The sequence below is a fragment of the Micrococcus sp. 63XJN7_8_ISO-PGPR-S23-253 genome (genome assembly GCF_056173425.1).
This window is the reverse complement of record NZ_CM149673.1, coordinates 1,159,145-1,183,500: the sequence shown is the minus strand read 5'-3', so window position 1 is coordinate 1,183,500 and position 24,356 is coordinate 1,159,145. Positions and strand designations below refer to the sequence as shown.

The 24,356-nt window shown below is 73.3% G+C and carries 23 protein-coding genes; 11 read left to right on the top strand and 12 right to left on the bottom strand.

All coding sequences use genetic code 11. The features are described 5' to 3' along the window. The first annotated feature begins 8 nt into the window (after positions 1 to 8). The 3 genes from AC0VX4_RS05435 (at position 9) to secG (ending at position 2,383) form a co-directional block, all read left to right on the top strand. On the top strand, positions 9 to 1,256 hold the full coding sequence (locus tag AC0VX4_RS05435; protein WP_002855648.1) for a phosphoglycerate kinase: 1,248 nt from the start codon (positions 9 to 11) through the stop codon (positions 1,254 to 1,256). A 2-nt stretch (positions 1,257 to 1,258) separates the two neighbouring features. Beyond that, positions 1,259 to 2,050 (top strand): triose-phosphate isomerase, encoded by a 792-nt coding sequence (gene tpiA / locus AC0VX4_RS05430; protein ID WP_036334518.1) that lies wholly within the window; start codon positions 1,259 to 1,261, stop codon positions 2,048 to 2,050. A gap of 81 nt (positions 2,051 to 2,131) precedes the next feature. Further along, positions 2,132 to 2,383: a preprotein translocase subunit SecG gene (secG, locus tag AC0VX4_RS05425; protein ID WP_002855646.1), complete on the top strand. Its 252-nt coding sequence runs from the start codon at positions 2,132 to 2,134 to the stop codon at positions 2,381 to 2,383. Positions 2,384 to 2,476: 93 nt separating this feature from the next. On the opposite strand, the gene AC0VX4_RS05420 is transcribed toward secG, so the two are convergent. The 5 genes from AC0VX4_RS05420 to tkt are packed head-to-tail and all read right to left on the bottom strand — an operon-like array spanning position 2,477 to position 9,958. Further along, on the bottom strand, positions 2,477 to 3,418 hold the full coding sequence (locus AC0VX4_RS05420) for a glucose-6-phosphate dehydrogenase assembly protein OpcA (protein WP_002855643.1): 942 nt from the start codon (positions 3,416 to 3,418) through the stop codon (positions 2,477 to 2,479). Further along, positions 3,415 to 4,977 (bottom strand): glucose-6-phosphate dehydrogenase, encoded by a 1,563-nt coding sequence (zwf, locus tag AC0VX4_RS05415; protein ID WP_002855642.1) that lies wholly within the window; start codon positions 4,975 to 4,977, stop codon positions 3,415 to 3,417. The genes AC0VX4_RS05420 and zwf overlap by 4 nt, the downstream gene beginning before the upstream one ends. Continuing rightward, the gene (locus tag AC0VX4_RS05410) at positions 4,967 to 6,568 is read right to left on the bottom strand and encodes a glucose-6-phosphate isomerase (RefSeq protein WP_475464667.1); all 1,602 of its coding nucleotides are present in this window, start codon (positions 6,566 to 6,568) and stop codon (positions 4,967 to 4,969) included. The genes zwf and AC0VX4_RS05410 overlap by 11 nt, the downstream gene beginning before the upstream one ends. 36 nt (positions 6,569 to 6,604) lie before the next feature. Continuing rightward, positions 6,605 to 7,723 (bottom strand): transaldolase, encoded by a 1,119-nt coding sequence (tal, locus tag AC0VX4_RS05405; RefSeq protein ID WP_475464666.1) that lies wholly within the window; start codon positions 7,721 to 7,723, stop codon positions 6,605 to 6,607. A 60-nt stretch (positions 7,724 to 7,783) separates the two neighbouring features. Then, positions 7,784 to 9,958 carry a transketolase gene (tkt, locus tag AC0VX4_RS05400; RefSeq protein ID WP_475464665.1) on the bottom strand — a complete coding sequence of 725 codons (2,175 nt, stop codon included), beginning with the start codon at positions 9,956 to 9,958 and terminating at the stop codon, positions 7,784 to 7,786. A gap of 263 nt (positions 9,959 to 10,221) precedes the next feature. On the opposite strand from tkt, the gene AC0VX4_RS05395 reads away from it, so the two are divergent. Further along, positions 10,222 to 11,205, top strand: a complete 984-nt coding sequence (locus AC0VX4_RS05395) for a heme o synthase (protein WP_002855638.1) — start codon at positions 10,222 to 10,224, stop codon at positions 11,203 to 11,205. Positions 11,206 to 11,292: 87 nt separating this feature from the next. Here the strand turns inward: AC0VX4_RS05395 and AC0VX4_RS05390 are convergent, their stop codons facing one another. The 3 genes from AC0VX4_RS05390 to AC0VX4_RS05380 are packed head-to-tail and all read right to left on the bottom strand — an operon-like array spanning position 11,293 to position 14,090. Then, a complete protein-coding gene (locus AC0VX4_RS05390) occupies positions 11,293 to 12,309 on the bottom strand; it encodes a COX15/CtaA family protein (RefSeq protein ID WP_060774944.1) in 1,017 nt (338 codons plus the stop codon). Positions 12,310 to 12,351: 42 nt separating this feature from the next. Next, positions 12,352 to 13,128: an ABC transporter permease gene (locus AC0VX4_RS05385; RefSeq protein WP_206480458.1), complete on the bottom strand. Its 777-nt coding sequence runs from the start codon at positions 13,126 to 13,128 to the stop codon at positions 12,352 to 12,354. Then, on the bottom strand, positions 13,125 to 14,090 hold the full coding sequence (locus AC0VX4_RS05380; RefSeq protein ID WP_223246403.1) for an ABC transporter ATP-binding protein: 966 nt from the start codon (positions 14,088 to 14,090) through the stop codon (positions 13,125 to 13,127). Before AC0VX4_RS05380 ends, AC0VX4_RS05385 begins: the two co-directional genes overlap by 4 nt. 139 nt (positions 14,091 to 14,229) lie before the next feature. Here AC0VX4_RS05380 and AC0VX4_RS05375 point away from each other — a divergent pair, with 139 nt between their 5' ends. The 5 genes from AC0VX4_RS05375 to AC0VX4_RS05355 all read left to right on the top strand — a co-directional run bounded on the left by AC0VX4_RS05375 (position 14,230) and on the right by AC0VX4_RS05355 (position 18,853). Continuing rightward, on the top strand, positions 14,230 to 14,925 hold the full coding sequence (locus tag AC0VX4_RS05375) for a helix-turn-helix transcriptional regulator (RefSeq protein WP_100069101.1): 696 nt from the start codon (positions 14,230 to 14,232) through the stop codon (positions 14,923 to 14,925). Positions 14,926 to 15,001: 76 nt separating this feature from the next. Then, positions 15,002 to 16,474 carry a Fe-S cluster assembly protein SufB gene (sufB, locus tag AC0VX4_RS05370; RefSeq protein WP_002855322.1) on the top strand — a complete coding sequence of 491 codons (1,473 nt, stop codon included), beginning with the start codon at positions 15,002 to 15,004 and terminating at the stop codon, positions 16,472 to 16,474. Between the two features lies 1 nt (position 16,475). Continuing rightward, positions 16,476 to 17,714 (top strand): Fe-S cluster assembly protein SufD, encoded by a 1,239-nt coding sequence (sufD, locus tag AC0VX4_RS05365; RefSeq protein WP_002855627.1) that lies wholly within the window; start codon positions 16,476 to 16,478, stop codon positions 17,712 to 17,714. 46 nt (positions 17,715 to 17,760) lie between these two features. Then, positions 17,761 to 18,525 (top strand): Fe-S cluster assembly ATPase SufC, encoded by a 765-nt coding sequence (sufC, locus tag AC0VX4_RS05360; protein ID WP_010078702.1) that lies wholly within the window; start codon positions 17,761 to 17,763, stop codon positions 18,523 to 18,525. Position 18,526: 1 nt separating this feature from the next. Beyond that, complete coding sequence (locus AC0VX4_RS05355; protein WP_002855327.1) at positions 18,527 to 18,853, top strand: metal-sulfur cluster assembly factor; 327 nt, start codon at positions 18,527 to 18,529, stop codon at positions 18,851 to 18,853. A gap of 108 nt (positions 18,854 to 18,961) precedes the next feature. On the opposite strand, the gene ypfJ is transcribed toward AC0VX4_RS05355, so the two are convergent. Then, a complete protein-coding gene (gene ypfJ / locus AC0VX4_RS05350; protein ID WP_036334441.1) occupies positions 18,962 to 19,909 on the bottom strand; it encodes a KPN_02809 family neutral zinc metallopeptidase in 948 nt (315 codons plus the stop codon). A 122-nt stretch (positions 19,910 to 20,031) separates the two neighbouring features. On the opposite strand from ypfJ, the gene abc-f reads away from it, so the two are divergent. After that, positions 20,032 to 21,630, top strand: a complete 1,599-nt coding sequence (abc-f, locus tag AC0VX4_RS05345) for a ribosomal protection-like ABC-F family protein (protein WP_002855330.1) — start codon at positions 20,032 to 20,034, stop codon at positions 21,628 to 21,630. Positions 21,631 to 21,660: 30 nt separating this feature from the next. Here abc-f and AC0VX4_RS05340 read toward each other — a convergent pair whose 3' ends face one another. The 3 genes from AC0VX4_RS05340 to AC0VX4_RS05330 are packed head-to-tail and all read right to left on the bottom strand — an operon-like array spanning position 21,661 to position 23,407. Next, positions 21,661 to 22,575 carry an SURF1 family cytochrome oxidase biogenesis protein gene (locus AC0VX4_RS05340; protein WP_475464664.1) on the bottom strand — a complete coding sequence of 305 codons (915 nt, stop codon included), beginning with the start codon at positions 22,573 to 22,575 and terminating at the stop codon, positions 21,661 to 21,663. After that, a complete protein-coding gene (locus AC0VX4_RS05335) occupies positions 22,572 to 22,943 on the bottom strand; it encodes a hypothetical protein (RefSeq protein ID WP_475464663.1) in 372 nt (123 codons plus the stop codon). Before AC0VX4_RS05335 ends, AC0VX4_RS05340 begins: the two co-directional genes overlap by 4 nt. Beyond that, a complete protein-coding gene (locus tag AC0VX4_RS05330; RefSeq protein WP_475464662.1) occupies positions 22,940 to 23,407 on the bottom strand; it encodes a DUF3099 domain-containing protein in 468 nt (155 codons plus the stop codon). Before AC0VX4_RS05330 ends, AC0VX4_RS05335 begins: the two co-directional genes overlap by 4 nt. Positions 23,408 to 23,578: 171 nt before the next feature. On the opposite strand from AC0VX4_RS05330, the gene fabG reads away from it, so the two are divergent. Next, the gene (gene fabG, locus AC0VX4_RS05325; RefSeq protein WP_060774953.1) at positions 23,579 to 24,325 is read left to right on the top strand and encodes a 3-oxoacyl-ACP reductase FabG; all 747 of its coding nucleotides are present in this window, start codon (positions 23,579 to 23,581) and stop codon (positions 24,323 to 24,325) included. Positions 24,326 to 24,356: the final 31 nt, after the last annotated feature.

Here is a 24,356-nt window from a genome sequence, read left to right as displayed (position 1 = left end):
GAGGCATCATGCCCGCATCGACCCTCAACGATCTGCTCGAGGCCGGCGTCGCCGGCCGCACCGTGCTCATCCGGTCCGACCTGAACGTCCCGCTGGACGGGGACACCGTCACCGACGACGGCCGCATCCGCGCCTCGCTGCCCGCGATCCGGGACCTGGCCGAGGCCGGCGCGCGCGTGATCGTCATGGCCCACCTGGGCCGCCCCAAGGGTGAGCCGGACCCCGCGTACTCCCTCCGCCCCGTCGCCGCGCGCATGGCCGAGCTGCTGGGCACCGACGTCGCCCTGGCCGCGGACGTGACCGGGGACGACGCACGCGCCCAGGCCGCCGCCCTGCAGGACGGCCAGGTGCTGCTGCTGGAGAACGTGCGCTTCGACGCTCGCGAGACCTCCAAGGACGATGCCGAGCGCGCCGCACTCGCCGGCGAGATGGCGGCCCTGGCCGGCGAGGACGGCGCCTACGTGGGCGACGCCTTCGGCGCGGTCCACCGCAAGCACGCCTCCGTGTTCGACGTCGCGGCGCAGCTGCCGGCCTACCAGGGTCCGCTGGTCGCCGCCGAGCTCGAGGTGCTCACCCGCCTGACCGAGTCCCCGGAGCGGCCCTACGTCGTCGTGCTGGGCGGGTCGAAGGTCTCGGACAAGCTGGCCGTGATCGACAACCTGCTGGACAAGGCCGACACGCTGCTGATCGGCGGCGGCATGCTCTTCACCTTCCTCAAGGCGCAGGGCCACGAGGTGGGCGCCTCCCTGCTCGAGGAGGACCAGCTCGACACCGTCCGCGAGTACCTGCGCCGCTCCGAGGCCGGGGCCGCCCGCATCGTGCTCCCCACGGACATCGTGATGGCCTCCGGCTTCGCGGCCGACGCCGAGCACGAGGTCCTGGCTGTGGACGCCCTCACCTCAGGCGCGCACGGCGCGTCGGCCATGGGCTTGGACATCGGCCCCGAGACGGCCCGGGCGTTCGCGGAGCAGATCCGCGGCGCCCAGACCGTGTTCTGGAACGGCCCCATGGGCGTGTTCGAGTTCCCGGCCTTCGCGGAGGGCACCCGGGCGGTGGCCCAGGCCCTCACCGAGGCCTCCGCGGCCGGCGGCCTGTCGGTGGTCGGCGGCGGCGACTCCGCGGCGGCCGTGCGCACGCTCGGCTTCGCCGACGACGCGTTCGGCCACATCTCCACCGGTGGCGGCGCCTCCCTCGAATACCTCGAGGGCAAGGAGCTCCCGGGCGTCACCGCCCTGGCCGGCGAGGGGCGGGCGTGAGCATGGCGGAGCAGACCACGCGCGTGCCGCTGATCGCGGGCAACTGGAAGATGAACCTGGACCACCTCGAGGCCGTCACCCTGGTGCAGCGCCTCACGTGGCTCCTCACGGACGCAGACCATGACCAGGAGGCCGTGGAGGTCGCGGTGTTCCCGCCCTTCACGGACCTGCGGTCCGTGCAGACGCTCGTCACCGGCGACCGCCTGGACCTCGCCTATGGCGCGCAGGACCTCTCGCCTGAGGACGCCGGCGCCTACACGGGCGACGTCTCCGGCGCGTTCCTGGCGGCGCTGGGGTGCCGTTACGCGATCGTGGGCCACTCCGAGCGCCGCACCCTCCACGGGGAGGACGACGCCCTCGTCGCGCGCAAGGCCGCCGCGGCCCTGCGCCACGGCCTCACCCCGGTGATCTGCGTGGGCGAGGGCCTGGAGGTGCGCCAGGCCGGCCGGCACGTCGAGCACACGCTCGCCCAGCTGGAGGGCTCCATCGCGGGCCTGTCGGCGCAGGACGTGGCCGGCGTCGTCGTCGCCTACGAGCCCGTGTGGGCGATCGGCACGGGCGAGGTCGCCGGCCCTGAGGACGCGCAGCAGATGGGCGCGGCCCTGCGCGCCCGCGTGGCCGCACTGCACGGCGACGACGTCGCCGCCGGGCTGCGGATCCTCTACGGCGGCTCCGTGAAGTCCTCCAGCGCGCCGGCCCTGCTGGCGCAGCCGGACGTGGACGGCGCCCTCGTGGGCGGCGCCAGCCTCGACGCGGACGAGTTTGCTAAGATCGTCCGGTTCGACCAGGCCTGATCCGTCCGGCCCGACCGACCGCATTCTCCGTGACGGCCCCGGCACGCGCCGGGGCCGCACCTCGACCCGAGGAGCCCTCCCGTGGACGTCCTGACCCTGGCCCTGCAGATCCTCGTGGCCGTGCTCAGCGTGGTCATCGTGCTGCTCATCCTGCTGCACAAGGGCCGCGGCGGCGGCGTCTCGGACATGTTCGGCGGTGGCGTGACCACCTCGATGAGCTCCTCGGGCTCCGCCCAGCGCCTGCTCACCCGCCTGACCGTCGGCTCCGTGGTCGCCTGGGGTGTCGTCATCGCGCTGCTTGGCGTCCTGCCGCGTCTGACCCTGGAGTCCTGAGGCCGCCCCGCCGGGCCCCGACGCGAACGCCCCGTACGGATGATCCGTGCGGGGCGTTCGCGCGTCCCGGGCCGGTGCGGCGCCGGGTGCTCCTCAGCGCTCGGAGGCCTGCACGGGGGAGAGGTCCGTGCGCGGCAGGCCGCGGTGGAGCACGGCGCCGAAGACCTCGTCCGGGTCCAGGCGGCGCAGCTCCTCCGCCAGGCAGTCCTGGTTCGTCCGGCGCGGCAGGGAGATGCGCTGCACCGGCCGGCCCTGCTGATAGAGCCGGGCCACCTGCGAGTGCGAGCGGGAGAGCACCACGTCCCCGTCCGTGCACCGCAGGCGCACCGCACGGATCCCGTGGCCGGCCTTCGAGTGCGCGATCGTCACGGGCACCTTCAGGGCCAGGGTGAGCCACGCCGCCAGCAGCATGGTGCTGGGGGAGTCCGGCGCCCCGTCCACCGTCACCGAGCGCAGGGTGGCCACGTCGAGCGTGTCGAAGATGCCGGCCACCTGGATCCGCCACAGCGTCAGGCGCGTCCAGGCCAGGTCGGTGTCGCCCTCATGGTGGCCCGCGCGCAGAGCCCACAGGGCGGGCTCGGCCGTGGCCGCCGAGGCCGTGTCCGTGATCCGGCGGTGGGCCAGGCGACCGAGCGGCGTCGCCGAGGGGACCTCGGGCGGCACCCCGGGCCACCACGCGACGATGGGCGCATCGGGCAGGAGCAGACCGGAGACGAGCGACTCGTCGGCGTGGGCGTTCTCCCCGGCGCACCACAGCACCACGACGTCGGAGGCGCCGGCGTCGCCGCCGACCCGGATCTCGGCGTCCAGGCGGGTGGGGGCCGCGGGGTCGCCCAGGGCCAGGACGATGATGCGGCACGGATGCTCCAGGGAGGCCGCGTTGGCGGCCTGGACGGCGGACTCGATGCCGGCGTCGTCCGTGCTGATCACGAGGGTGAGGACGCGGCCGAGGGTCACGACCCCGCTCTTCTCGCGCAGCTGCGTGATGCGCTTGGCCACCTGGGAGGTGGTGGTGTCCTGCATGCGGATCTTCACGGGCGCCTCCAGCTTCGTCCGTCGCGGGCCATGAGGGCGTCGGCCGAGGGCGGGCCCCACGTGCCCGGGGCGTAGGGCTCGGGCTGGGTGCCCAGGCTCGCCCAGTGCTCCTCGAACGGGTCCACGATCCGCCAGGACAGCTCCACCTCGGCCTGACGCGGGAACAGCGGCGGTTCCCCGAGGAGCACGTCGAGGATGAGCCGTTCGTACGCCTCGGGGGAGTCCTCGGTGAAGGCGTGACCGTAGCCGAAGTCCATCGTGACGTCGCGGATCTCGGCCTGCGTGCCGGGCACCTTGGACGCGAAGCGGATGGTGACGCCCTCGTCCGGCTGCACCCGGATGACGATGACGTTCTGCCCGAACTCGTCCCCGTCGTGGACGGGGAACAGCAGGTGCGGGGGCTTCTTGAAGACGACGGCGATCTCGGTCACCCGCCGACCGAGGCGCTTGCCGGCCCGCAGGTAGAACGGGACGCCCTGCCAGCGGCGCGTGCGGATGCCCACCTTGAGCGCGGCGTACGTCTCCGTGACGGACGCCGGGTTGAAGCCCTCCTCGTCGAGGAAGCCTGTGACCCGCTCGCCGCCCTGCCAGCCGGAGGTGTACTGGCCGCGGGCGGAGGCCGCCGCGAGTCCCTCGGGCGTGTCCGGGACGGTCACGGCCTCGAGGACCTTCTCCTTCTCCGCGCGCAGGTGGTCCGCGTCGAACGAGATCGGCTCCTCCATCGCGGTGAACGCGAGCAGCTGCAGGAGGTGGTTCTGGATGACGTCGCGGGCCGCGCCCACGCCGTCGTAGTAGCTCGCCCGTCCGCCGATGCCGATGTCCTCGGCCATCGTGATCTGGACGTGGTCCACGTGCTCCGCGTTCCAGAGCGGCTCGAACATCCGGTTGGCGAACCGGAACGCGAGGATGTTCTGCACCGTCTCCTTGCCGAGGTAGTGGTCGATGCGGAACACCGCGTCCGAGGGGAAGACGCGCTCGATCACGGCGTTGAGCTCCTGCGCGCTGGCCAGGTCGTGGCCGAAGGGCTTCTCGATGACCACGCGGCGCCACGGGCCCTCGGCCGGCTGGGACCGGTCGGCCAGGCCCTGGTCGGCCAGGTGGCGGGAGACGGCCTCGAACCAGTCCGGCGGGATGGAGAGGTAGAACGCGGTGTTCCCGCGCGTGCCGCGTGAGGTCTCGAGCTCGGCGAGCACCTCGTCGAGACGGACGTAGGCCGCCTCGTCGTCGAACGCGCCGGAGACGAAGCGCAGGCCGCCCCGGAACTGGTCCCACACGGTCTCGTCGAACGTGGTCCGGGAGGAGGCCTCCACGGCGGCGCGCACGTAGTCGGCGAACTCCTCGTCGGACCAGTCGCGGCGGCCGAACCCGACGAGGGAGAACGCCGGTGGCAGCAGGCCGCGCTGGGCGAGGTCGTACATGGCAGGCAGGAGCTTCTTCTTCGCCAGGTCGCCCGTCACGCCGAACAGCACGAGAGCCGACGGACCCGCAATGCGGGTCAGGCGCCGGTCACGGGGGTCACGCAGCGGGTTGCGGGGGACGGTCCGGGACTCACCGGCCACGGACGGCGCTCCTCAGGGCCTCGATGCCCGCGTCGCGGCGGCGCAGGTGCAGGGTGACCACGGGGCGGTCGAGATCGCCCAGCACCCGGGCGTCGCCCGCGGCCTGCGCGGCGATGAGCCTGCCCAGGGAGAACGGGCGGCCGGGCACCTCGAGGTCCAGGCCGGCGTCGCCGGTGATCTGCAGGAACACGCCGACGGCCGGGCCGCCCTTGTGGAACTGTCCGGTGGAGTGCAGGAACCGCGGCCCCCAGCCGAACGTGACCGGGCGGCCGACCAGGTCCGCCAGGTCCGCGCGCAGCACCTCGACCTCGGCGTCGTCATGACGGGAGAGGTAGGCGTGGACCGCCAGGTAGCCGTCCTCGGGCACCAGCGCCGCCGTGGCGCGCAGCACGCCGGCCAGGTCCGGGGCAGAGGTCACGGACGCCGGGCCGGAGACCTCGACGCCCTCCACCTCACCGTCGGCCGTCCGCTCGGCGGCGGGGCTGTCCAGCAGGGTGCGTGCGGCGGCCTTGGCGGCCTCCACGTCCGGCTGGTCGAAGGGGTTGATCCCGAGCAGGCGGCCGGCCACCGCGGTGGCCACCTCCCACAGCAGCAGCTGGGCGCCGAGCGAGCCGGCGACCTGCACGCCGTGGCCCGGGGCCGCGACGTCGTCCTCGCCGACGAGCTGCACCTGCAGCAGGTCGGGGGCGTCCCACGCGGTCTCGGGGTCGCCGGGGGCGACGACGACGGGCAGCAGCCCGGTGCCGTCCTTGCCCGTGGACTCGGCGATCAGCTGCTCGATCCAGGCCGGCAGTCCGGCGATGCCGGACCCGTGGTCGGCGAAGACGAGCTTGTCGCGCAGCGGCTGCGTGCCGCCCAGGGCCGCGCCGAGCTGCAGGCCCGGGTTGTCCTCGTCGTCGGCCGTCAGCAGGTCGAGCACGGCCTCCGCGTCGTCCAGCAGGGCCGCGACGTCCACGCCGGCCAGGCCGGTGGGGACCAGGCCGAACGCGGTGAGGGCCGAGAAGCGCCCGCCCACGGTCGGGTCCGCGGTGAAGACGGCGCGCCAGCCGGCGGACTCGCACGCGGCGTGCAGCGGTGAGCCCGGGTCCGTGACGGCGACCAGGCGGGTGCGGGGGTCGATCCCCGCGTCGCGGAACGCGGCCTCGACGACGCGGCGCTGCGAGCCGGTCTCCACGGTGGAGCCGGACTTGGAGGAGACCACCAGCACGGTCCGCTCGAGGTCGCGCTCGAGGGCACGGGAGACCTGCAGCGGGTCCGTGGAGTCCAGGACCTCGAGCTCGACGCCGGCCGTCGCCGCGATCACCTCGGGGGCCAGGGACGAGCCGCCCATGCCCGCCAGGACCACGCGGTCCACGCCCTCGACGCGCAGCTCCCGGGTCAGCTGGGCGATGTGCGGGACGAGGGCGCGGGAGTCCTCGAACAGGTCGATCCACCCGAGCCGCTTGGCGGCCTCGTCGCGGGCAAGCGCCCCCCACAGGTCGGCGTCCTGCGCCCCGAGGCGGGAGGCGACGCGGTCCTGGAGGAGGGCGGGCAGATGGCGGTCGATCGCCTCGAGGGCGGCTCCGGTGGCGGTGAGGCCGAGGGTGCTCATGGGGGGTCCTTCCGTGCGCGTGGCGAGCGGGTGCGGTCAGCGGTGGGCGTCGAGCCCGGAGCGGACCGAGCCGAGCAGCTCGTCCCACGCGGCCTCGAACTTCTCCAGGCCCTCAGTCTCCAGCACGTCCACGACGTCCTGGTAGGACACGCCTGCCGCACCGACCGCGTCGAGCAGGGCGTCGGCGTCGGCGTAGGCGCCCGTGACGGTGTCCGCCGCGATCACCCCGTGGTCGGCGACCGCCTCGAGGGTCTTCTCCGGCAGGGTGGTCACGGTGTGCGGTGCCACGAGCTCGGTGACGTACAGCGTGTCCGGCAGGGCGGGGTCCTTGACGCCGGTGGAAGCCCACAGGGGCCGCTGCACGGGGGCGCCGGCCGCCGCGAGCAGGCGCCAGCGCTCCGAGTCCAGGGCCTGCTCGAAGGCGCGGTAGGCCAGGCGCGCGTTGGCGACGGCGGCCCGGCCGGTCAGCGCCTCGGCCTCGGGGGTGCCGATCGCGCGCAGCCGCGCGTCGACCTCCGTGTCCACACGGGAGACGAAGAAGGAGGCCACCGAGTGGAGGCGGCGGACGTCGTGCCCGTTCGCCCGGGCCTTCTCCAGGCCGGTGAGCCAGGCGTTGAGCACCCGGCGGTAGCGGGGCAGCGAGAAGATCAGGGTCACGTTCACGCTGATGCCCTCGCCGAGCACGTCCGCGATGGCGGACAGGCCCTCCACGGTCGCGGGGATCTTCACCATGAGGTTGGGCCGGTCGACGGCCGCCGCCAGCTCGCGGGCCTGGGCCACGGTGCCGGCGGCGTCGCGGGCCAGGCGCGGATCGACCTCGAGGGAGACGAACCCGTCCGCCCCGCCGGTGCGCTCGTGGACGGGCGCGAGCACGTCGGCGGCGCGGCGCACGTCCTCGGTCGTCAGGGCGACGACGGCCTCGTCCACCGAGGCGCCGGCCGCGGCGAGGTCGCGCAGCTGTCCCTGGTAGGCGCCCGCGTCCGCGAGGGCGACGGCGAAGATGGACGGGTTCGTGGTGACGCCGGTGACCGAGCGGGTGGCGATCAGCTCTTCGAGCGTGCCCTCGTCCAGCCGCGTGCGGGAGAGGTCGTCGAGCCAGATCGACACACCGGCCTCGGCCAGCGCGGCGGTGTTCGGGTTCTGCGGGGTGCTCATGGTCTGCGGGTGCCTTCCCTTCGGGGGTGGACGTGCTCGGGGCGCCGTGGGCGCCGGGCCTCAGAGGAGGCCGCGGGTCACCTCGGCGACGTGCTCGCCGGTGAATCCGTACTTCTCCATCAGGCGGGCGCCGTCGGCCGACTCGCCGTAGTGCTCGAGGCTCACGCGGGCGCCCGGGGAGGAGGCCGTCACCGTGTGCTCGAACCACGGCATCGCGACGCCGGCCTCGACGGAGACGCGGACCGGGGCGTCGGGGCCGTCGGGCAGGACCTCGGCCCGGTAGGCCTCCTCCTGCTCGGCGAACCACTCGAGGCACGGGGCGGAGACGACGCGGGTCGGGATGCCGTCGGCCTGCAGCAGCGCGCGGGCCCGCACGGCCACGGAGACCTCGGAGCCGGTCGCGATCAGCAGCGCGCGGGCCGGCGTCGGCGCGCCGTCGGCATCCGTGGCGTCGACGAGGACGTAGGCGCCGCGGGCCACGCCCGAGGCGGGGGCGAAGCCGTCCGTGTCCCGGGGGAGCACGGGCAGGCTCTGCCGGGACAGGATGAGTCCGGCCGGGCGGTCTCGGTGCTCGAGCACCGTCCGCCACGCCCACGCGGTCTCGTTCGCGTCGGCCGGGCGGACGACGTCGAGCCCGGGGATGGCCCGCAGCGCGGCCAGGTGCTCCACCGGCTGGTGCGTGGGACCGTCCTCGCCGAGGCCGATGGAGTCGTGCGTCCACACGTACGTGCTCGGGGTGCCCATGAGGGCGGCCAGGCGGACGGCGGGGCGCATGTAGTCGGAGAACGTCAGGAACGTGCCCATGTACGCGCGGGTCAGGCCGCCGATCGTGATGCCGTTGACGATCGCCCCGGCCGCGAACTCGCGGATGCCGAAGTGCAGGGTGCGGCCGTGTTCGTCGCCCTGCCACGTGGCGGTGGAGCGGCGGGCCGGGATGAAGGAGGGCTCGCCCTTCATGGTCGTGTTGTTCGACCCGGCGAGGTCGGCCGAGCCGCCCCAGAGCTCGGGCATGACCGGCGCGAGGGCCGTGAGCACCTCACCCGAGGCCGCGCGCGTGGCCAGGCCCTTCTCGTCCGCGTCCCAGGACGGGAACGCGTCCGCGAAGCCGGCGGGCAGCTCTCGTCCGGCCAGTCGGTCGTACAGGCGCGCGTTCTTCGGGTGCGCCTCGCGCCAGGCCTGGAACGCCGCCTCCCAGCCGCGGCGGTACTCGGCCGAGCGCTCGGCGATGGACCGGGCGCCGGCCAGGAGCTCGGGGTCGACGTCGAAGGACCTGGTCGGGTCCAGCCCGAGGCCCTCCTTGAGGCCGGCGACCTCGTCCGTGCCGAGCTTGGAGCCGTGGATGCCGCCGGTGTTCTGCTTCGTGGGGGAGGGCCAGCCGATCACGGTGCGCAGCTTGATCAGCGAGGGCCGGCCGGTCTCGGCCTTGGCCGCCACGAGGGCGTCGTACAGGGCCTCCACGTCCTCCGTGTACTCGGTCACGGCGTGGCCCTGGGCGCCGTTGGTCCAGTCGACCTCCTGCACGTGCCAGCCGTAGGCCTCGTAGCGGCGCGCCACGTCCTCGGTGAACGCGACGTCCGTGTCGTCCTCGATCGAGATGCGGTTCGCGTCGTAGACGACCACCAGGTTCCCGAGCTCCTGGTGCCCGGCCAGCGAGGAGGCCTCGGCGGCGACGCCCTCCTGGATGTCCCCGTCGGAGGCGAGCACGAACACGTGGTGGTCGAACGGGGAGGTGCCGGGGGCGGCGTCGGGGTCCATCAGCCCGCGCACGCGACGCTGCTCGTACGCGAAGCCGACGCCCATCGCCAGGCCCTGGCCCAGCGGACCCGTGGTCACCTCGACGCCGTGGGTGTGGCCGTACTCCGGGTGGCCCGGGGTCCTGGAGCCCTCGGTGCGCAGCGCCTGGATGTCCTCGATCTCGAGCCCGGCGCCCGCGGCGAACAGCTGCAGGTACTGGATGAGCGAGGCGTGGCCCGCGGAGAGGATGAAGCGGTCCCGGCCCTCCCAGCGGTCGTCCGTGGGGTCCAGGTGCATGACGTTCTGGTACAGCTGCCACGCCACGGGGGCCAGCGAGATCGCGGTGCCGGGGTGGCCGTGCCCGGCCTTCTCCACGGCGTCCGCCGAGAGCGCCTTGAGCGTGTCCACCATCCGGCGGTCCTGCTCCGAGTAGACGAACCCGCGGGCCGGGGCCACCCGGTTCAGGGTCGGGGGGGTGGACGGCTGCGCGGCGTCGGTCACGGGTTCTCTCCTGGCGGATCGGGAGCGTCGGGGCGCGACCCCGGCCGACGCCGGGGCGTCGCGGCGCGGGGCCGTCGTCCCAGCCTAGCCGCGCGACGGCGGGGCGGGCCCGACCGGGCGTCCCATGACATGGTTCACCCCCCGGGCGAACGGCCGTTGACACGGGTAGACTGGGTCAAGGCCTGCCCGCAGGCGGACCGCCCGAGTGGCCGATCCGAACCCCGGGACGGGCACGCCCACCGTCCCCTCACCGTGAGAAGCAGATGTCATCCTCCCTGGAGTCGCCGTCCGCCGCCCGCGTCGCCGCCGCCGAGCCCGGCGTCGTCGACCGGTCCCCGCTGCCCCTGCGCCGCAAGGTCCGGGCGTACGTCGAGCTGACGAAGCCCCGGGTGATCGAGCTGCTGCTGGTGACCACGCTGCCGACCATGATCTTCGCGCAGCGCGGCTTCCCGGACGTGCTCACCATGATCGCCACGCTCGTCGGCGGTGCGCTCGCCGCCGGCGCCTCCGGCACCTTCAACTGCTACATCGACCGGGACATCGACCGGGTCATGAAGCGCACCGAGAACCGGCCGCTCGTCACCGGCGAGGTCACCCCGCGCGGGGCCCTCGTGTTCGCGTGGGTGCAGACGGTCGTGTCCATCCTCATCCTCGGGTTCGGCGCCAACTGGCTGGCGGCCGGCCTGGGCGTGGCCGCCATCTTCTTCTACGTGGTCGTGTACTCGCTCGTGCTCAAGCGCCGCACGGAGCAGAACATCGTGTGGGGCGGCATCGCCGGCTGCTTCCCCGTGCTGATCGGCTGGGCGGCCGTGCGCGGGACCGTCGAGTGGCCGGCCATCGTGCTGTTCCTCGTGGTCTTCCTGTGGACGCCCCCGCACTACTGGCCGCTGTCCATGAAGTACAAGCGCGACTACCAGCAGGCCGACGTGCCGATGCTCGGCGCCATCGCCTCCGCGCGCCACGTCTCCAACCAGGTCGTGCTGTACGCGTGGGCCACCGTGGCGTGCTCCCTCCTGCTCGTGCCGATGGGCTGGGCCGGCATCGTCTACACCGCGGTCGCGCTCGTCGTCGGCGGCTGGTTCATCTGGGAGTCCCACGTGCTGCAGGTGCAGGCCCAGCGCGAGGACTTCGAGGACCGCAAGGCCATGAAGGTCTTCCACCTCTCCATCACCTACCTGACGCTGCTGTTCATCGCCCTGGCCGTGGACCCGTTCGTGGGTGCGCCGCTGATGCACTTCGGCGCCTGAGCGCCGGTCCGCCCCGGGCGCTCCCCGGGACGCAGACGACGACGGCCCCGCACCTGCCGGTGCGGGGCCGTTCGCGTACCCGGGGCGTCAGCCCGCGGCGACGGTGCGCGTGGGGGCGGCGGCCTCGACCGCGGCGCCGGGTCCGGCCGTGACGTAGCGGGCGACCTGCCGGTCCCAGGCCTCCGTCGCGGACGCCACGAGCAGTGCCGAGCCGAGCATGTGCAGCAGGACCACGCCGATCGGCAGGCCCGTGAAGTGCTGGGTGTAGCCCACGGCGGCCTGGAACACGAGGGCGAGCAGGAGCCGCAGCACGGCGGCGCGCTGCAGGCGAGAGGCGCCGGCCGCGCGGCGCACCGTGAAGAACAGGACGAGGGCGGCCGCCAGGAGCAGGTACACCGGGACCACGTGGACCCGCGTGACCAGCAGCGGGTCGAACTCGTGGCGCGGCGAGCCGGGGTCGCCGGAGTGCGGGCCCGTGCCGGTCACCACGGTGCCCAGGTACACGGCGGCCCACGTCAGCGCGAACGCCGCCCACGCGGCGGCGCGGGACCGGCCTGTGGTGGCGCCGTCGACGAGGGGCACGCCCGCCCGGCCGGCGCGGCGCTCGGCGGCGATGCGCACGACGAGCAGGGTCGCCACGGCCACCATGATCGAGGACACGATGAAGTGACCGGCCACCCACCACGGGTTCAGATGCGTCAGGACCACGACGCCGCCCACGAGGGCCTGGGCGGGGATGCCGGCCAGCAGGCCCACGGAGAGCCAGAAGGGGCTCCGGTGGGTGCCGCGCAGGTTCCACAGGGAGAGGAACATGGCGGCGGCGATGACCACCAGGACGAACGTCAGCGTCCGGTTGCCGAATTCGATGTAGCCGTGGATGCCCATCTCCGGGGTGTTGGTGAGGGATTCGGGTGAGCACTTGGGCCACGTGGGGCAGCCCAGGCCGGAGCCGGTGAGGCGCACGGCGCCGCCGGTGACGATGATGCCGATCTCGGACGCCAGGGACGCCACGGCGAGGGCCATGGTGGCCTTCGTGAGGCGCTGCGGCAGGCGGGCGGCGAGCCCGGCCGGGGCGGTCCGGGCCGCGGGGGTGGTGGTGGACACGGTGTCCTTCCGATCGTTCGATGCAGGGGGACGGGGGACGGCTCAGGGCCGCCAGCGGAACCAGCGGAGCGCGGCCGCGACGGCCATGGCGCCCCACAGGGTGAGCACGAGCAGGGGGACGGGCGACCAGTCCCCGTCCAGGAGGGCGGCCCGCAGGGCCGTGCCCAGCGCGCCGGAAGGGAGCAGGTCCACGCCGGGCACCCGGGCGGGGAACACCGTGCCGCCGACGGCGCCGAACAGCACCCACAGCAGGTTGGCGACGGCGAGGGTCGCCTCCGGCCGGGCCGTGCCGGCGAGCAGCAGCCCGAGGGCCGTGAAGGCGGCGGCCCCCAGTGCGAGGGCGACGAGGGCCGGCAGGATCCCCTCGGGGTCCGGGCGCCAGCCGAGCGCCAGGCCGACGCCGCCGATCACGCTCACCTGCACCAGCAGGAGGGCCACCACCGCCAGGGCCTTGCCGGCGACGAGGCCGAGCGTGCCCAGCGGGGTGGTGGCCAGGGCGGCGAGCACGTCGTAGCGACGCTCGAAGCCCGTGGCGATCGCGGTGGCCGTGAACGCGGAGCTGATCACGGCCAGGGCGAGCACGCCGGGCACGGCCACGTCCAGGCCCGAGCGGCCGGGGGCGTCCAGCAGGCCGGTGACGTGCACGCCCACGAGCGCGAGCAGGGGCAACACCACGGTGACGAGGAGCTGCTCGCCGTTGCGCAGCGCGGTGCCGGTCTCATAGCCGGCCTGACGCAGGACGCGGGCGGCCAGCGGGGCGGCGCCCGCGTGGGCTCCGGTGCCGGCCGGGGCGCGGTGGTCGACGACGGGCGTGCTCATGCGGCGGTCTCCCGGAGGATCTGCTCGAGGCGCAGTCCGGCGCGCTCGAATCGGGTGGGCATCAGGGCGTGCTCCCGCCAGCTCGCCGCGAGGACGGCCAAGTCGTCCGGGCCGCGGACGCCGGCCACGCGCAGGCGGGCGGACTCGTCGAGGCCGGCCGCACGCAGCGGCGCGGGCAGGGTGTCGGCCCAGGCGCGGACGGCGTCGGGGGAGGCGTCGCCGAAGTCCACGTCGACGACGTCGCCCTCGGCCACGCGTGTGAGCTCGGCCAGCGGGCCGGAGCGGACCACGCGACCGGCGCGCAGGATGGCGACGTCGTCCGCGAGCCGCTCGGCGTCGTCGAGCAGGTGCGTGGTCAGCAGCACGGCGGCGCCGCGGTCGGTCTGTTCCCGCACGACGTCGTGCACGACGGGTCGGGTCTCCGGGTCGAGGCCCGCGGTGGGCTCGTCGAGGAACAGCATGTCCGGCCGGCCGACCAGGGCGGCCGCGAGCGCGACGCGCTGGCGCTGGCCGCCGGAGAGGCGGCGCAGGGGGCGGCCGGCGACGTCGGCGATCAGCAGGCGCTCCAGCAGGGGCTCGACGGGCAGCGGGTCGCGGTACAGGGACGCCACGTGGCCGATGAAGCGGCGGGCGGGGATCGCGGGCGGCAGGCCGCCCTCCTGCCACATCACGCCGATGCGGGCGCGCAGGTCGGCGGAGGCCCGCCACGGGTCTGCGCCGAACACGCGCACGGTGCCGGCGTCGGGCCGGTCCATGCCGTGGCAGAGGCCGAGGGTGGTGGACTTGCCGGCCCCGTTGGGGCCGAGCAGCACCGTGACGGCGCCGGCGCGGGCGGTGAGGTCGACGCCCCGCAGGACGGGGGTGCGGGACCGGCCGCGGCCGAGGCTCCGGTGGACGTCGCTCAGGCGCAGGACGGGCTCGTCGCGCGGCACGGGATCCGGGGTCAGGGGAGGTCGGGGCACTGTGTCAGTCTAGTCCTCGGGACCGGCGCCCCCGGCTCGTGGGGCCGGGGGCGCCCGGTCTGACGCGGGTTCCGCCGCGGGCGTCATCAAGCCAGGCGATCCTCACTTGAACCGTTCCAGATCAATAGGTCATGATGGCGTGGTGTATTCGGATCAGTCTGCGTCGCCCCCCGCTCCGGCCCCGGCCGAGGGCACGCGCGAGCGTGTGCTGCAGCTGGTCCTGACGCGTGGACCCGTGAGCGCGGCCGAGATCGGTCGCGAGCTGGAGCTGACCGCCGCCGCCGTGCGCCGCCACCTGGACGCGCTCGAGGAGGACTCGCTCGTCGAGGTCAAGCGGGTCACCGCGGCCCGCGGCGCGGGACGGCCCTCCCGCCGCTACGTGGTCACCTCGCACGCGCAGGAGCACCTACCCAAGGACCACCTCGCCGTGGCCCTGGACACCCTGGCCCGCCTTGAGGAGCTCGGCGGGGAGGAGGAGGTGCGCCGCGCCGCGCGCCACGCCTTCCGTGAGATCGAGGAGCGCTTCACGGCCGCCGTCGGCGGCCGGGAGACCGCGCTCCAGGAGCGCACCCGGATCCTCGCGCGGGTCCTCGACGAGGCCGGCTACGCCGGCACGCTGCGCCACTTCGGCGCGGGCCTGGCGCCCACCCTCCGCGCGGACCAGATCTGCCAGGGGCACTGCCCGTTCCAGGGAATTCCCGCCCGCCATCCGGAGTTCTGTGAAGAGGAGACCGCGCTGTTCGCCCGCCTACTCGAGGTGGACGTGCGCCGGCTCTCGACCCTCGCCGCCGGCGCCCACGTGTGCACCACACATGTGCCGCTGGGCCGCGACTGAGCCGCGCGGGCCTCGCCCCGGCTCCCGCCGACCACCCGACCGACCCCGACCGCAGTGACTAGTGAGAGAGGCTGAGATGACCGACCAGATCGTCCAGCGGGACTCCACGGAGACCGCCGACCCCGGCGTGATCCAGGAGATCCTCGACAAGAACCCCGAGCTCAACGCCATCGGCGCCTACCAGTACGGCTGGGCCGACTCCGACGCGGCCGGCGAGAAGGCCGTCCGCGGCCTGAACGAGGACGTCGTGCGCGACATCTCCGGCAAGAAGGACGAGCCGGAGTGGATGCGCGACCTGCGCCTCAAGGCCCTCAAGTACTTCGAGCGCAAGCCGATGCCGGCATGGGGCCCGGACCTGTCCGGCATCGACTTCGACAACATCAAGTACTTCGTGCGCTCCACCGAGGGCCAGGCCAAGACCTGGGAGGACCTGCCCGAGGACATCCGCAACACCTACGAGCGCCTGGGCATCCCGGAGGCCGAGCGCGAGCGTCTCGTGGCCGGCGTCGCCGCCCAGTACGAGTCCGAGGTCGTCTACCACCAGATCCGTGAGGACCTGGAGGAGCAGGGCGTCGTGTTCCTCGACACCGACACCGCGCTCAAGGAGCACCCGGAGATCTTCGAGGAGTACTTCGGCACCGTGATCCCGGTCGGCGACAACAAGTTCGCCTCCCTGAACACGGCCGTGTGGTCCGGCGGCTCCTTCGTGTACGTGCCCAAGGGCGTGCACGTGGAGATCCCGCTGCAGGCCTACTTCCGCATCAACACGGAGAACATGGGCCAGTTCGAGCGGACGCTGATCATCGCGGACGAGGACTCGTACGTGCACTACATCGAGGGCTGCACCGCCCCGATCTACCAGTCCGACTCGCTGCACTCGGCGGTCGTCGAGATCGTGGTGAAGAAGAACGCCCGCGTGCGCTACACCACCATCCAGAACTGGTCCACGAACGTGTACAACCTCGTGACCAAGCGCGCCGTGGTCGAGGCCGGCGGCACCATGGAGTGGATCGACGGCAACATCGGCTCCAAGGTGACCATGAAGTACCCGGCCGTGTACCTGACCGGCGAGCACGCCACCGGCGAGACCCTCTCCGTCGCGTTCGCGGGCAAGGACCAGCACCAGGACACCGGCTCCAAGATGGTGCACATGGCCCCGCACACGAACTCCTCGATCGTGTCCAAGTCCGTGGCCCGCAGCGGCGGCCGCGCCGCCTACCGCGGCCTGGTGCAGATCGCCGAGGGCGCGAACGGCTCCGCCAACTCGGTGGTGTGCGACGCCCTGCTCGTGGACACGGTCTCCCGCTCCGACACGTACCCGTACATCGACATCCGCGAGGACGACGTGACCCTCGGCCACGAGGCGACCGTCTCGAAGGTGTCCGAGGAGCAGCTCTTCTACCTCATGAGCCGCGGCATGTCCGAGGACGAGGCCATGGCCATGATCGTGCGCGGCTTCATCGAGCCGATCGCCCGCGAGCTGCCCATGGAGTACGCGCTCGAGCTCAACAAGCTGATCGAACTGCAGATGGAAGGATCGGTGGGCTGACATGACCGACACCGTGGAGAACACCCAGCGGACCATGATCCCGGGCATGGGCGAGGAGGGCGAGAAGCTCACCGTCGCGCAGAACCCGGCCGCCCGGGCCGGGGGCCGGGAGCGCAACGCCGCGGGCTCGCGCGCCGATCGCCTCAGCTCCTTCGAGCTGTCCGACTTCCCCGTGCTCACGGGGCGCGAGGAGGACTGGCGCTTCACCCCGCTCAAGCGCCTGGGCGGGCTGCACCTGCCCGAGGGCGATGACGCGCGCCTGACCGGCGCCGCCCCCGCCGTGACCGTGGCCGAGCAGGCCGGCGTCACGGTGGAGACCGTGGCCCGCGACGACGCCCGCGTCGGCTCCGTCCTGACCCCGGACGACCGCGTGTCCGCCGCAGCCTGGAACTCGGTCTCCGAGGCCACCGTCGTGACGATCTCCGGTGAGGTCGCCGAGCCGGTGCGCATCGACGTCGTCGGCTCCTCCGCCGACCCGGCCGCGATGCACCTGACCGTGCTCGTGGAGGAGAACGCGCAGGCCGACGTCGTGATCGCCCACCGCGGCACCGCCGTGCTGGCCCAGAACGTCGAGTTCGACGTGCGCCGCGACGCCCGCCTGAACGTCGTCGCGCTGCAGGCCTGGGAGGGCGATGCCGTGCACGTCTCGGCCCAGCAGGCCTCGGTCGCCACGAACGCGCACTTCAAGCACGTGGCCGTGTCCTACGGCGGCGGCGTGGTGCGGCTGACCCCGACCGCGCGGTTCGCCGCGGAGCGCGGCGAGGCCGAGATGTACGGCCTGTACTTCGCCGACGCCGGTCAGCACCTCGAGAACCGCCTGTTCGTGGACCACAACCAGCCGGACTGCGTCTCGAACGTGCTCTACAAGGGCGCCCTGCAGGGCACGGACGCGCGCACCGTATGGGTGGGCGACGTGCTGATCCGCAAGGAGGCCGAGGGCACGGACACGTACGAGAAGAACCAGAACCTGCTGCTCTCCGACGGGGCGCGCGCGGACTCGGTGCCGAACCTGGAGATCGAGACCGGCGTGATCGAGGGTGCGGGCCACGCGTCCGCGACCGGCCGCTTCGACGAGACCCAGCTGTTCTACCTGATGGCCCGCGGCATCTCCGAGACCGAGGCCCGCCGCCTGATCGTGCGCGGCTTCCTCAACGAGATCATCCAGAAGATCGGCATCGGCGACGTCGAGGACGAGCTGACCGCCGTCATGGAGGACGAGCTCCGCATCGCGCAGCTCTGACCGACGCCCCGCAGACCCCACCGCCTTCCACCCGAGGAGAACCACCATGGCAACCCTGCAGATCACCGACCTGCACGTGCAGATCGCGACCGAGAACGGCCCCAAGGAGATCCTGAAGGGCCTCTCCCTGACCATCGAGACGGGCGAGACCCACGCGATCATGGGCCCGAACGGCTCCGGCAAGTCCACCCTGGCCTCGACCATCGCCGGCCACCCGCGCTACGAGGTCACCTCCGGCTCCATCACCCTCGACGGCGAGGACGTGCTGGAGATGAGCGTCGACGAGCGCGCGCAGGCCGGCCTCTTCCTGGCCATGCAGTACCCCGTGGAGATCCCGGGCGTCACCATGACCAACTTCCTGCGCACCGCCAAGACCGCGCTCGACGGCCAGGCCCCCTCGCTGCGCACCTGGACCAAGGACGTCAAGGGCGCCTTCGAGGCCCTGCAGATCGACCCGGCGTTCATGAACCGCAACGTCAACGAGGGCTTCTCCGGCGGCGAGAAGAAGCGCGCCGAGATCCTCCAGCTCGAGCTGTTCAAGCCCAAGTTCGCGATCCTCGACGAGACCGACTCCGGCCTCGACGTCGACGCGCTGCGCATCGTCTCCGAGGGCGTCAACCGCGCCCAGGCGCAGAACGAGATGGGCACCCTGCTGATCACCCACTACACGCGGATCCTCAACTACATCAAGCCGGACCACGTGCACGTGCTGGTGGACGGCCGCGTCGCCGAGTCCGGCGGCCCGGAGCTCGCCGAGCAGCTCGAGGCCGAGGGCTACGCCCGCTTCGAGAAGGCCGCGGCGGGGGCCTGAGATGACGGAGACCACGAACCAGGCGCCCACGGAGGACATCCGTGAGGCCCTCAAGGACGTCATCGACCCGGAGCTGGGCGTCAACGTCGTGGACCTGGGCCTGCTCTACGGGCTGCACTACGCCGACGACGGCGCGCTGCTCGTGGACATGACCCTGACCACCGCGGCCTGCCCGCTCACGGACGAGATCGAGGACCAGGTCTCCCGCGCGATCGGCACCATGGTGGACGAGTGGCGGCTGAACTGGGTCTGGATGCCCCCGTGGGGCCCCGAGCGGATCACCGAGGACGGCCGCGACCAGATGCGCGCCCTCGGCTTCAACATCTGATCCGGCCCGGACCACGACGGCGGCCCGTCACCTTCTGCGCGAAGGTGACGGGCCGCCGTCGTGGTGGGGGAGTGCGGACGGGCCCGCAGGCGCCCCGGGGCTCCCGGCTCAGATGTCCAGGGAGGAGGCCCGGAACGTGTCGCACTGACGGATGTCCGGCTCCTGCTGGGAGCTCTGGTAGCCGCGCATGAACCAGGCCATGCGCTGCTCGGAGGTGCCGTGCGTGAACGCCTCGGGGTCCACCCGACCGGTGTGGGTGGACTGGATGCGGTCATCGCCCACGGCGGAGGCCGCGTCGATGGCCTGGCGCAGCTGGTCCTGCGAGATCGGCTTCAGGAACGACTCACCGGACTCGGGGTCCACGGTGGAGGCCGCGTGCCCGGCCCACATGCCGGCGAAGCAGTCGGCCTGCAGCTCCGCGCGCACGGCGCCGGAGGTGGGGCCGGTGGTCCCGTCCTTGGAGTGCTGCAGGTAGCCGGTGACCTGCTGGACGTGGTGGCCGTACTCGTGCGCCACGATGTACTCCTCCGCCAGCGGCCCGCCCTCGGCGCCGAAGTCGGTCTGCAGCGTCTCGAAGAACGCGGTGTCGAAGTACATGGACTCGTCCGCCGGGCAGTAGAACGGGCCCGTGGCCGAGGAGGCGCTGCCGCAGCCGGTGCTCACGCCGCCCTGGAACAGGGTCAGCTGCGGCTGGCGCCACTGGATGTCCGAGAACTGCGCCAGGTACTCGCCCCAGAACTCGTCCGCAGCCTCGGTGGTCGCGATGACGCGGCAGTCCGTGTTCTGGTTGGCGTCCGCACCGCTGGCGCACTCCTCGTCCGAGAGGGGCTGGCCCTGGCCGCCCGAGCCCGTCTGCTGCTGGTACTGGCTCTGGCCGACGGACCCGCCGCCCGTGTCGATCCCGAGCTGCTCGGCCAGCCCGGGGGCGAAGATCGCGAGCAGCAACGCGAGCAGGCCGCCGCCACCGCCGATGGCGATGCCCCGGCCCCCCAGCCCGCCGCCACCGCCCGATCGGGCCCGGCCGGCGTCGATCTGCACGTTCTCGTTGAAGCTCATGGGGCCAGAGTGTAGACGGACTAGACTGGCCCGGCACCGCACTGGCCCCCGCCCGTCGAGATCGGCCGGGCCCCGCCGGTGCACCCCTGTTCTTCCCTCGACCCCTGGAGCCTGACACCCCCATGCTGACCGTCACCGATGTCGAACTGCGCGTGGGCGCCCGTCTCCTCATGGACGAGGTGAACTTCCGCGTGGACAAGGGGGACAAGGTCGGCCTCGTGGGGCGCAACGGCGCCGGCAAGACGACGCTGACCAAGGTCCTGGCCGGCGGCGGGCAGCCCACGGCGGGCACCGTGACCCGGACCGGTCGCATCGGCTACCTGCCCCAGGACCCCAAGGTCGAGGACATGGACCAGTCCGGCCGTGACCGCATCCTCTCCGCCCGCGACCTGGACCAGACCATCCGCCGCATGCGCGAGGCCGAGGCCGGGATGGCCGCCGTCGACGACGCCGAGCGGGAGCGGGCGATGAACCGCTACTCCCGCCTGGAGGCGGAGTTCGAGGCCCGCGGCGGCTACGCGGCCGAGTCCGAGGCCGCCCGGATCACGTCCAACCTCGGCCTGCCGGACCGCGTCCTGGACCAGCCGCTGCACACCCTCTCCGGCGGCCAGCGCCGCCGCGTGGAGCTCGCCCGCATCCTCTTCTCCGACGCGGACATCATGCTGCTGGACGAGCCCACCAACCACCTCGACCACGACTCGATCGTGTGGCTGCGCGACTACCTGAAGACCTACTCCGGCGGCCTCCTGATGATCTCGCACGACGTGGAGCTCATGGAGATGACCGTGAACAAGGTCCTCTACCTGGACGCGAACCGGCAGACCATGGACGTCTACAACATGACGTGGAAGAACTACCTCGCCCAGCGCCAGCAGGACGAGGCGCGCCGCCGCCGGGAGTTCGCCAACGCGGAGAAGAAGGCCTCGGCCCTCATGGCCCAGGCCGAGAAGATGCGCGCCAAGGCGACCAAGGCCACCGCCGCGCAGAACATGATCAAGCGCGCGGAGCGGCTCATGCGCGGCGTCGAGGGCGAGCGCGCGGTCGACCGCGTGGCCGCGATCCGCTTCCCCACCCCGCAGGCCTCCGGCAAGACGCCGCTGCGCGCCGAGAACCTCTCCAAGTCCTACGGCTCGCTCGAGATCTTCACGGGAGTGGACCTGGCGATCGACCGCGGCTCGCGCGTGGTGATCCTGGGCTACAACGGCGCCGGCAAGACGACGCTGCTGCGCATGCTCGCCGGGGAGGAGACCCCGGACACCGGGGAGGTGCAGGCGGGCCACGGGCTCAAGCTGGGCTACTTCGCCCAGGAGCACGACACCCTGGACCAGGACGCGTCGGTCCTGGACAACATGCGCCACGCCGCCCCGCAGCTCGGCGACACCCAGGCGCGCACGCTGCTCGGATCGTTCCTCTTCCAGGGCGACGACGTCGACAAGCCCGCCCGCGTCCTCTCCGGTGGCGAGAAGACCCGCCTGGCGCTGGCCACGCTCGTGGCCTCGAGTGCGAACGTGCTGCTGCTGGACGAGCCCACGAACAACCTCGACCCCGCCAGCCGCGAGGAGATCCTGAACGCGCTGCATCAGTACGAGGGCGCCGTGGTGCTCGTGACCCACGACGAGGGCGCCGTCGAGGCGCTCGACCCCGAGCGCGTGGTGCTGCTGCCGGACGGGGTCGAGGACCTCTGGAACGACGACTACAGGGACCTCATCACCCTCGCCTGAGTGCGCGGGCCGCCGAGGCGGAGGGCGGGCTCAGTCGAAGAGCGCGTCCTCGGCCTCCTCGTCCGTGAGCCGCCCGTCGCGTCGCCGGACCGGCTTGGCGCGGGGGACCCGGTGCGCGGAGAGCAGCCCGTCGTCCGCGGCGTCGTCGAGGGCGTCGGCCCGGTCGTTGCGGGCGCGCATCCACGCGGAGTACCCCCACACCCCGAAGCCCATGGCCGCGAACAGGTACCACTGGATCGCGTAGGACAGGTGCGGGCCCTCGTCGAGGGTGGGCTCGACGAGCTTCTGCGGCATCGGCTCCACCGCCGGGTCCTCCGTGACCATGATCCCGTAGGCAGTCCCGGCCACGGGTCCGCCCACGGTGTCGGCGATCTCGGCGAGGTCGATCGAGGGCACCTGACCGTCCGGGGCGTCGCGGTCCAGGGCCGGCTCCCCGGGCTTGACCCGCACCACGACCTCGGTGTGGCCGGTGGGCGGGGTCGGCACGGCGTCCGGACGCCCCGGGCTGTTGCCCACCGGGAGCCAGCCGCGGTCCACCACGACGACGGGGCCCTCGTCCGTCCGGAACGGCACGAGTACCTCGTAGCCGGGCTGGCCGGCCCGGGGGCGGTTGCGGACGATGAGCGTCTCGTCGACGAGGTACTCGCCGGTCAGTGTCACGGGCGTCCACTCGTCCTCGGTCTGGAACGCGGTGAACAGCCGGGAGGCCTCGGCGAACGGGACCGGGTCGTCGTCGTAGTTCTCCAGGACGCGGTTGACGCGGTGCTGGACCTCCACGCGGCGGTCCCACTGCCACTGGGCGAGCGCGTGGCACAGGAACGCGAAGAGGACGCACACCACGAAGCCGAGGATCCACGGGCCGGTGGCGAGGAAGCCGAAGCGCAGGGGCGGCAGGCGTTCGGCGTCGCGGGCGTTCGGGGCCGTCATGGGGGCGGGGGTGCTCATGGGCGCGGGGGCTCCTGCGGGGTCTCGGGCGTGTCGACCTCGGGCGTCTGCGTGGCGGCCGGGTCGAGCGGGCGGGAGCGCCGCAGGAAGCCGCGGGCGCTCAGGAAGTCGTCCAGGAAGGGCCGATGGTCCGCGCAGGCCAGCCAGGTCTTCACGCGGTCCGGGGCGTGGACGCGCGGGTTGTTCCACTCCAGGGCCCAGGCGGCCTCCGCGGTGCAGCCGCGACGCGAGCAGACCGGCCGCTCGGGCCCGTCCGCGGCGGCGTGCGGGGATCGGGCGGCGGAGGCACCGGCGGCGGGGTCGAGGCGGCCGGCCGCCAGGGCGCCCAGCAGGTCCATGCCCGGCTCGCCCGGGCCCGCCCCGATCACGCGGCGCCCCGTCCGGGCAGGCCGGGACCGCCGGCGGACGAGGACCCTCGGCCCAGCGCCCGGGGCGCACGGTCGCGCGGGTCGTCCACGAGGTCGCCGGTGAGCACGATCGGCTCGGGCGCCGCCGCGTCGTCGGGGCGGGGGGTCAGGGCCGGTCCCTGGGCGGGCACGGCACGCAGGGTGCCGGCCTGCTGCGGGCCGGTGTTGTTCACGCGCACGACGGCGACGTAGGGCAGCACGACCGCGCCGAGGATGAACCCGAGCTGCCACCAGCCGTGGGTGAAGAGCGCGGCGACGAAGCAGGCGGTGCGGACCATCATCTGGACCAGGTAGACCCTCATGCGCGCCTCCCGGTCCGCGCTGCGGCCGGCGGCGGCGGTGGTGACCCCCTGGACCTCCGGTGTCGCCCCGCGCCCGGCGTGGGCGGGACGGCCGGCTCGGGAGCCGGCGGCGGAGCTGGTCATGGCGCATCCTCCTGGCACGTCGCGCCCTGCGGAGGGCCCCCGCGCGGCCGCGGACGTAGAGTGGTGGTTCACATGCCGGCGCGCCCGCCGTCGGCGGCGTCCCGCAGGACGGCGTCGACGACGCCGCGCCGGTGCTCCAGTCTAGTCCCGTCCCGTCCGGAAGGTGTTCCCATGGCCGATCAGACCACCACGCCCGCAGCGGACGCGCAAGCCGCCGGCCGCAGCGTCCTCGTCACGGGGGGCAACCGCGGCATCGGCCTGGCCATCGCCCGGGCGTTCGCCGCGAACGGCGACCGCGTGGCCATCACCTCCCGTTCGGGGGAGGGGCCGGAGGGGGTCCTCGCGGTCCGGGCCGACGTGACGGACGCGGCCTCCGTGGACGCGGCCTTCCGCGAGGTCGAGCAGGCCCACGGCCCGGTCGAGGTGCTCGTGGCCAACGCGGGCATCACCCACGATCAGTTGCTGCTGCGCATGTCCGAGGCCGACTTCACCTCGGTGATCGACACGAACCTCACCGGCGCCTTCCGCGTGGTGCAGCGTGCCACCAAGGGCATGATGCGCCTGAAGCGGGGTCGCATCGTCCTGGTCTCCTCCGTGGTGGGCCTGCTCGGCTCGCCCGGCCAGGTCAACTACGCCGCCTCCAAGTCCGGCCTCGTCGGGATGGCCCGCTCGATCACGCGCGAGCTCGGCGCGCGCGGCGTGACCGCGAACGTCGTGGCCCCCGGCTACATCGACACCGAGATGACGCAGTCCCTCGACGACGAGCTCAAGGCCCAGTACAAGACGTCCATCCCGGCCGGCCGCTTCGCCGCCCCGGAGGAGGTGGCCGGCGTCGTGCGCTGGCTGGCCTCGGACGAGGCCGCGTACATCTCCGGGGCCGTGATCCCCGTGGACGGCGGCCTGGGCATGGGCCACTGACGACCACCGACCGCTGAGCAGACAGGAAGCA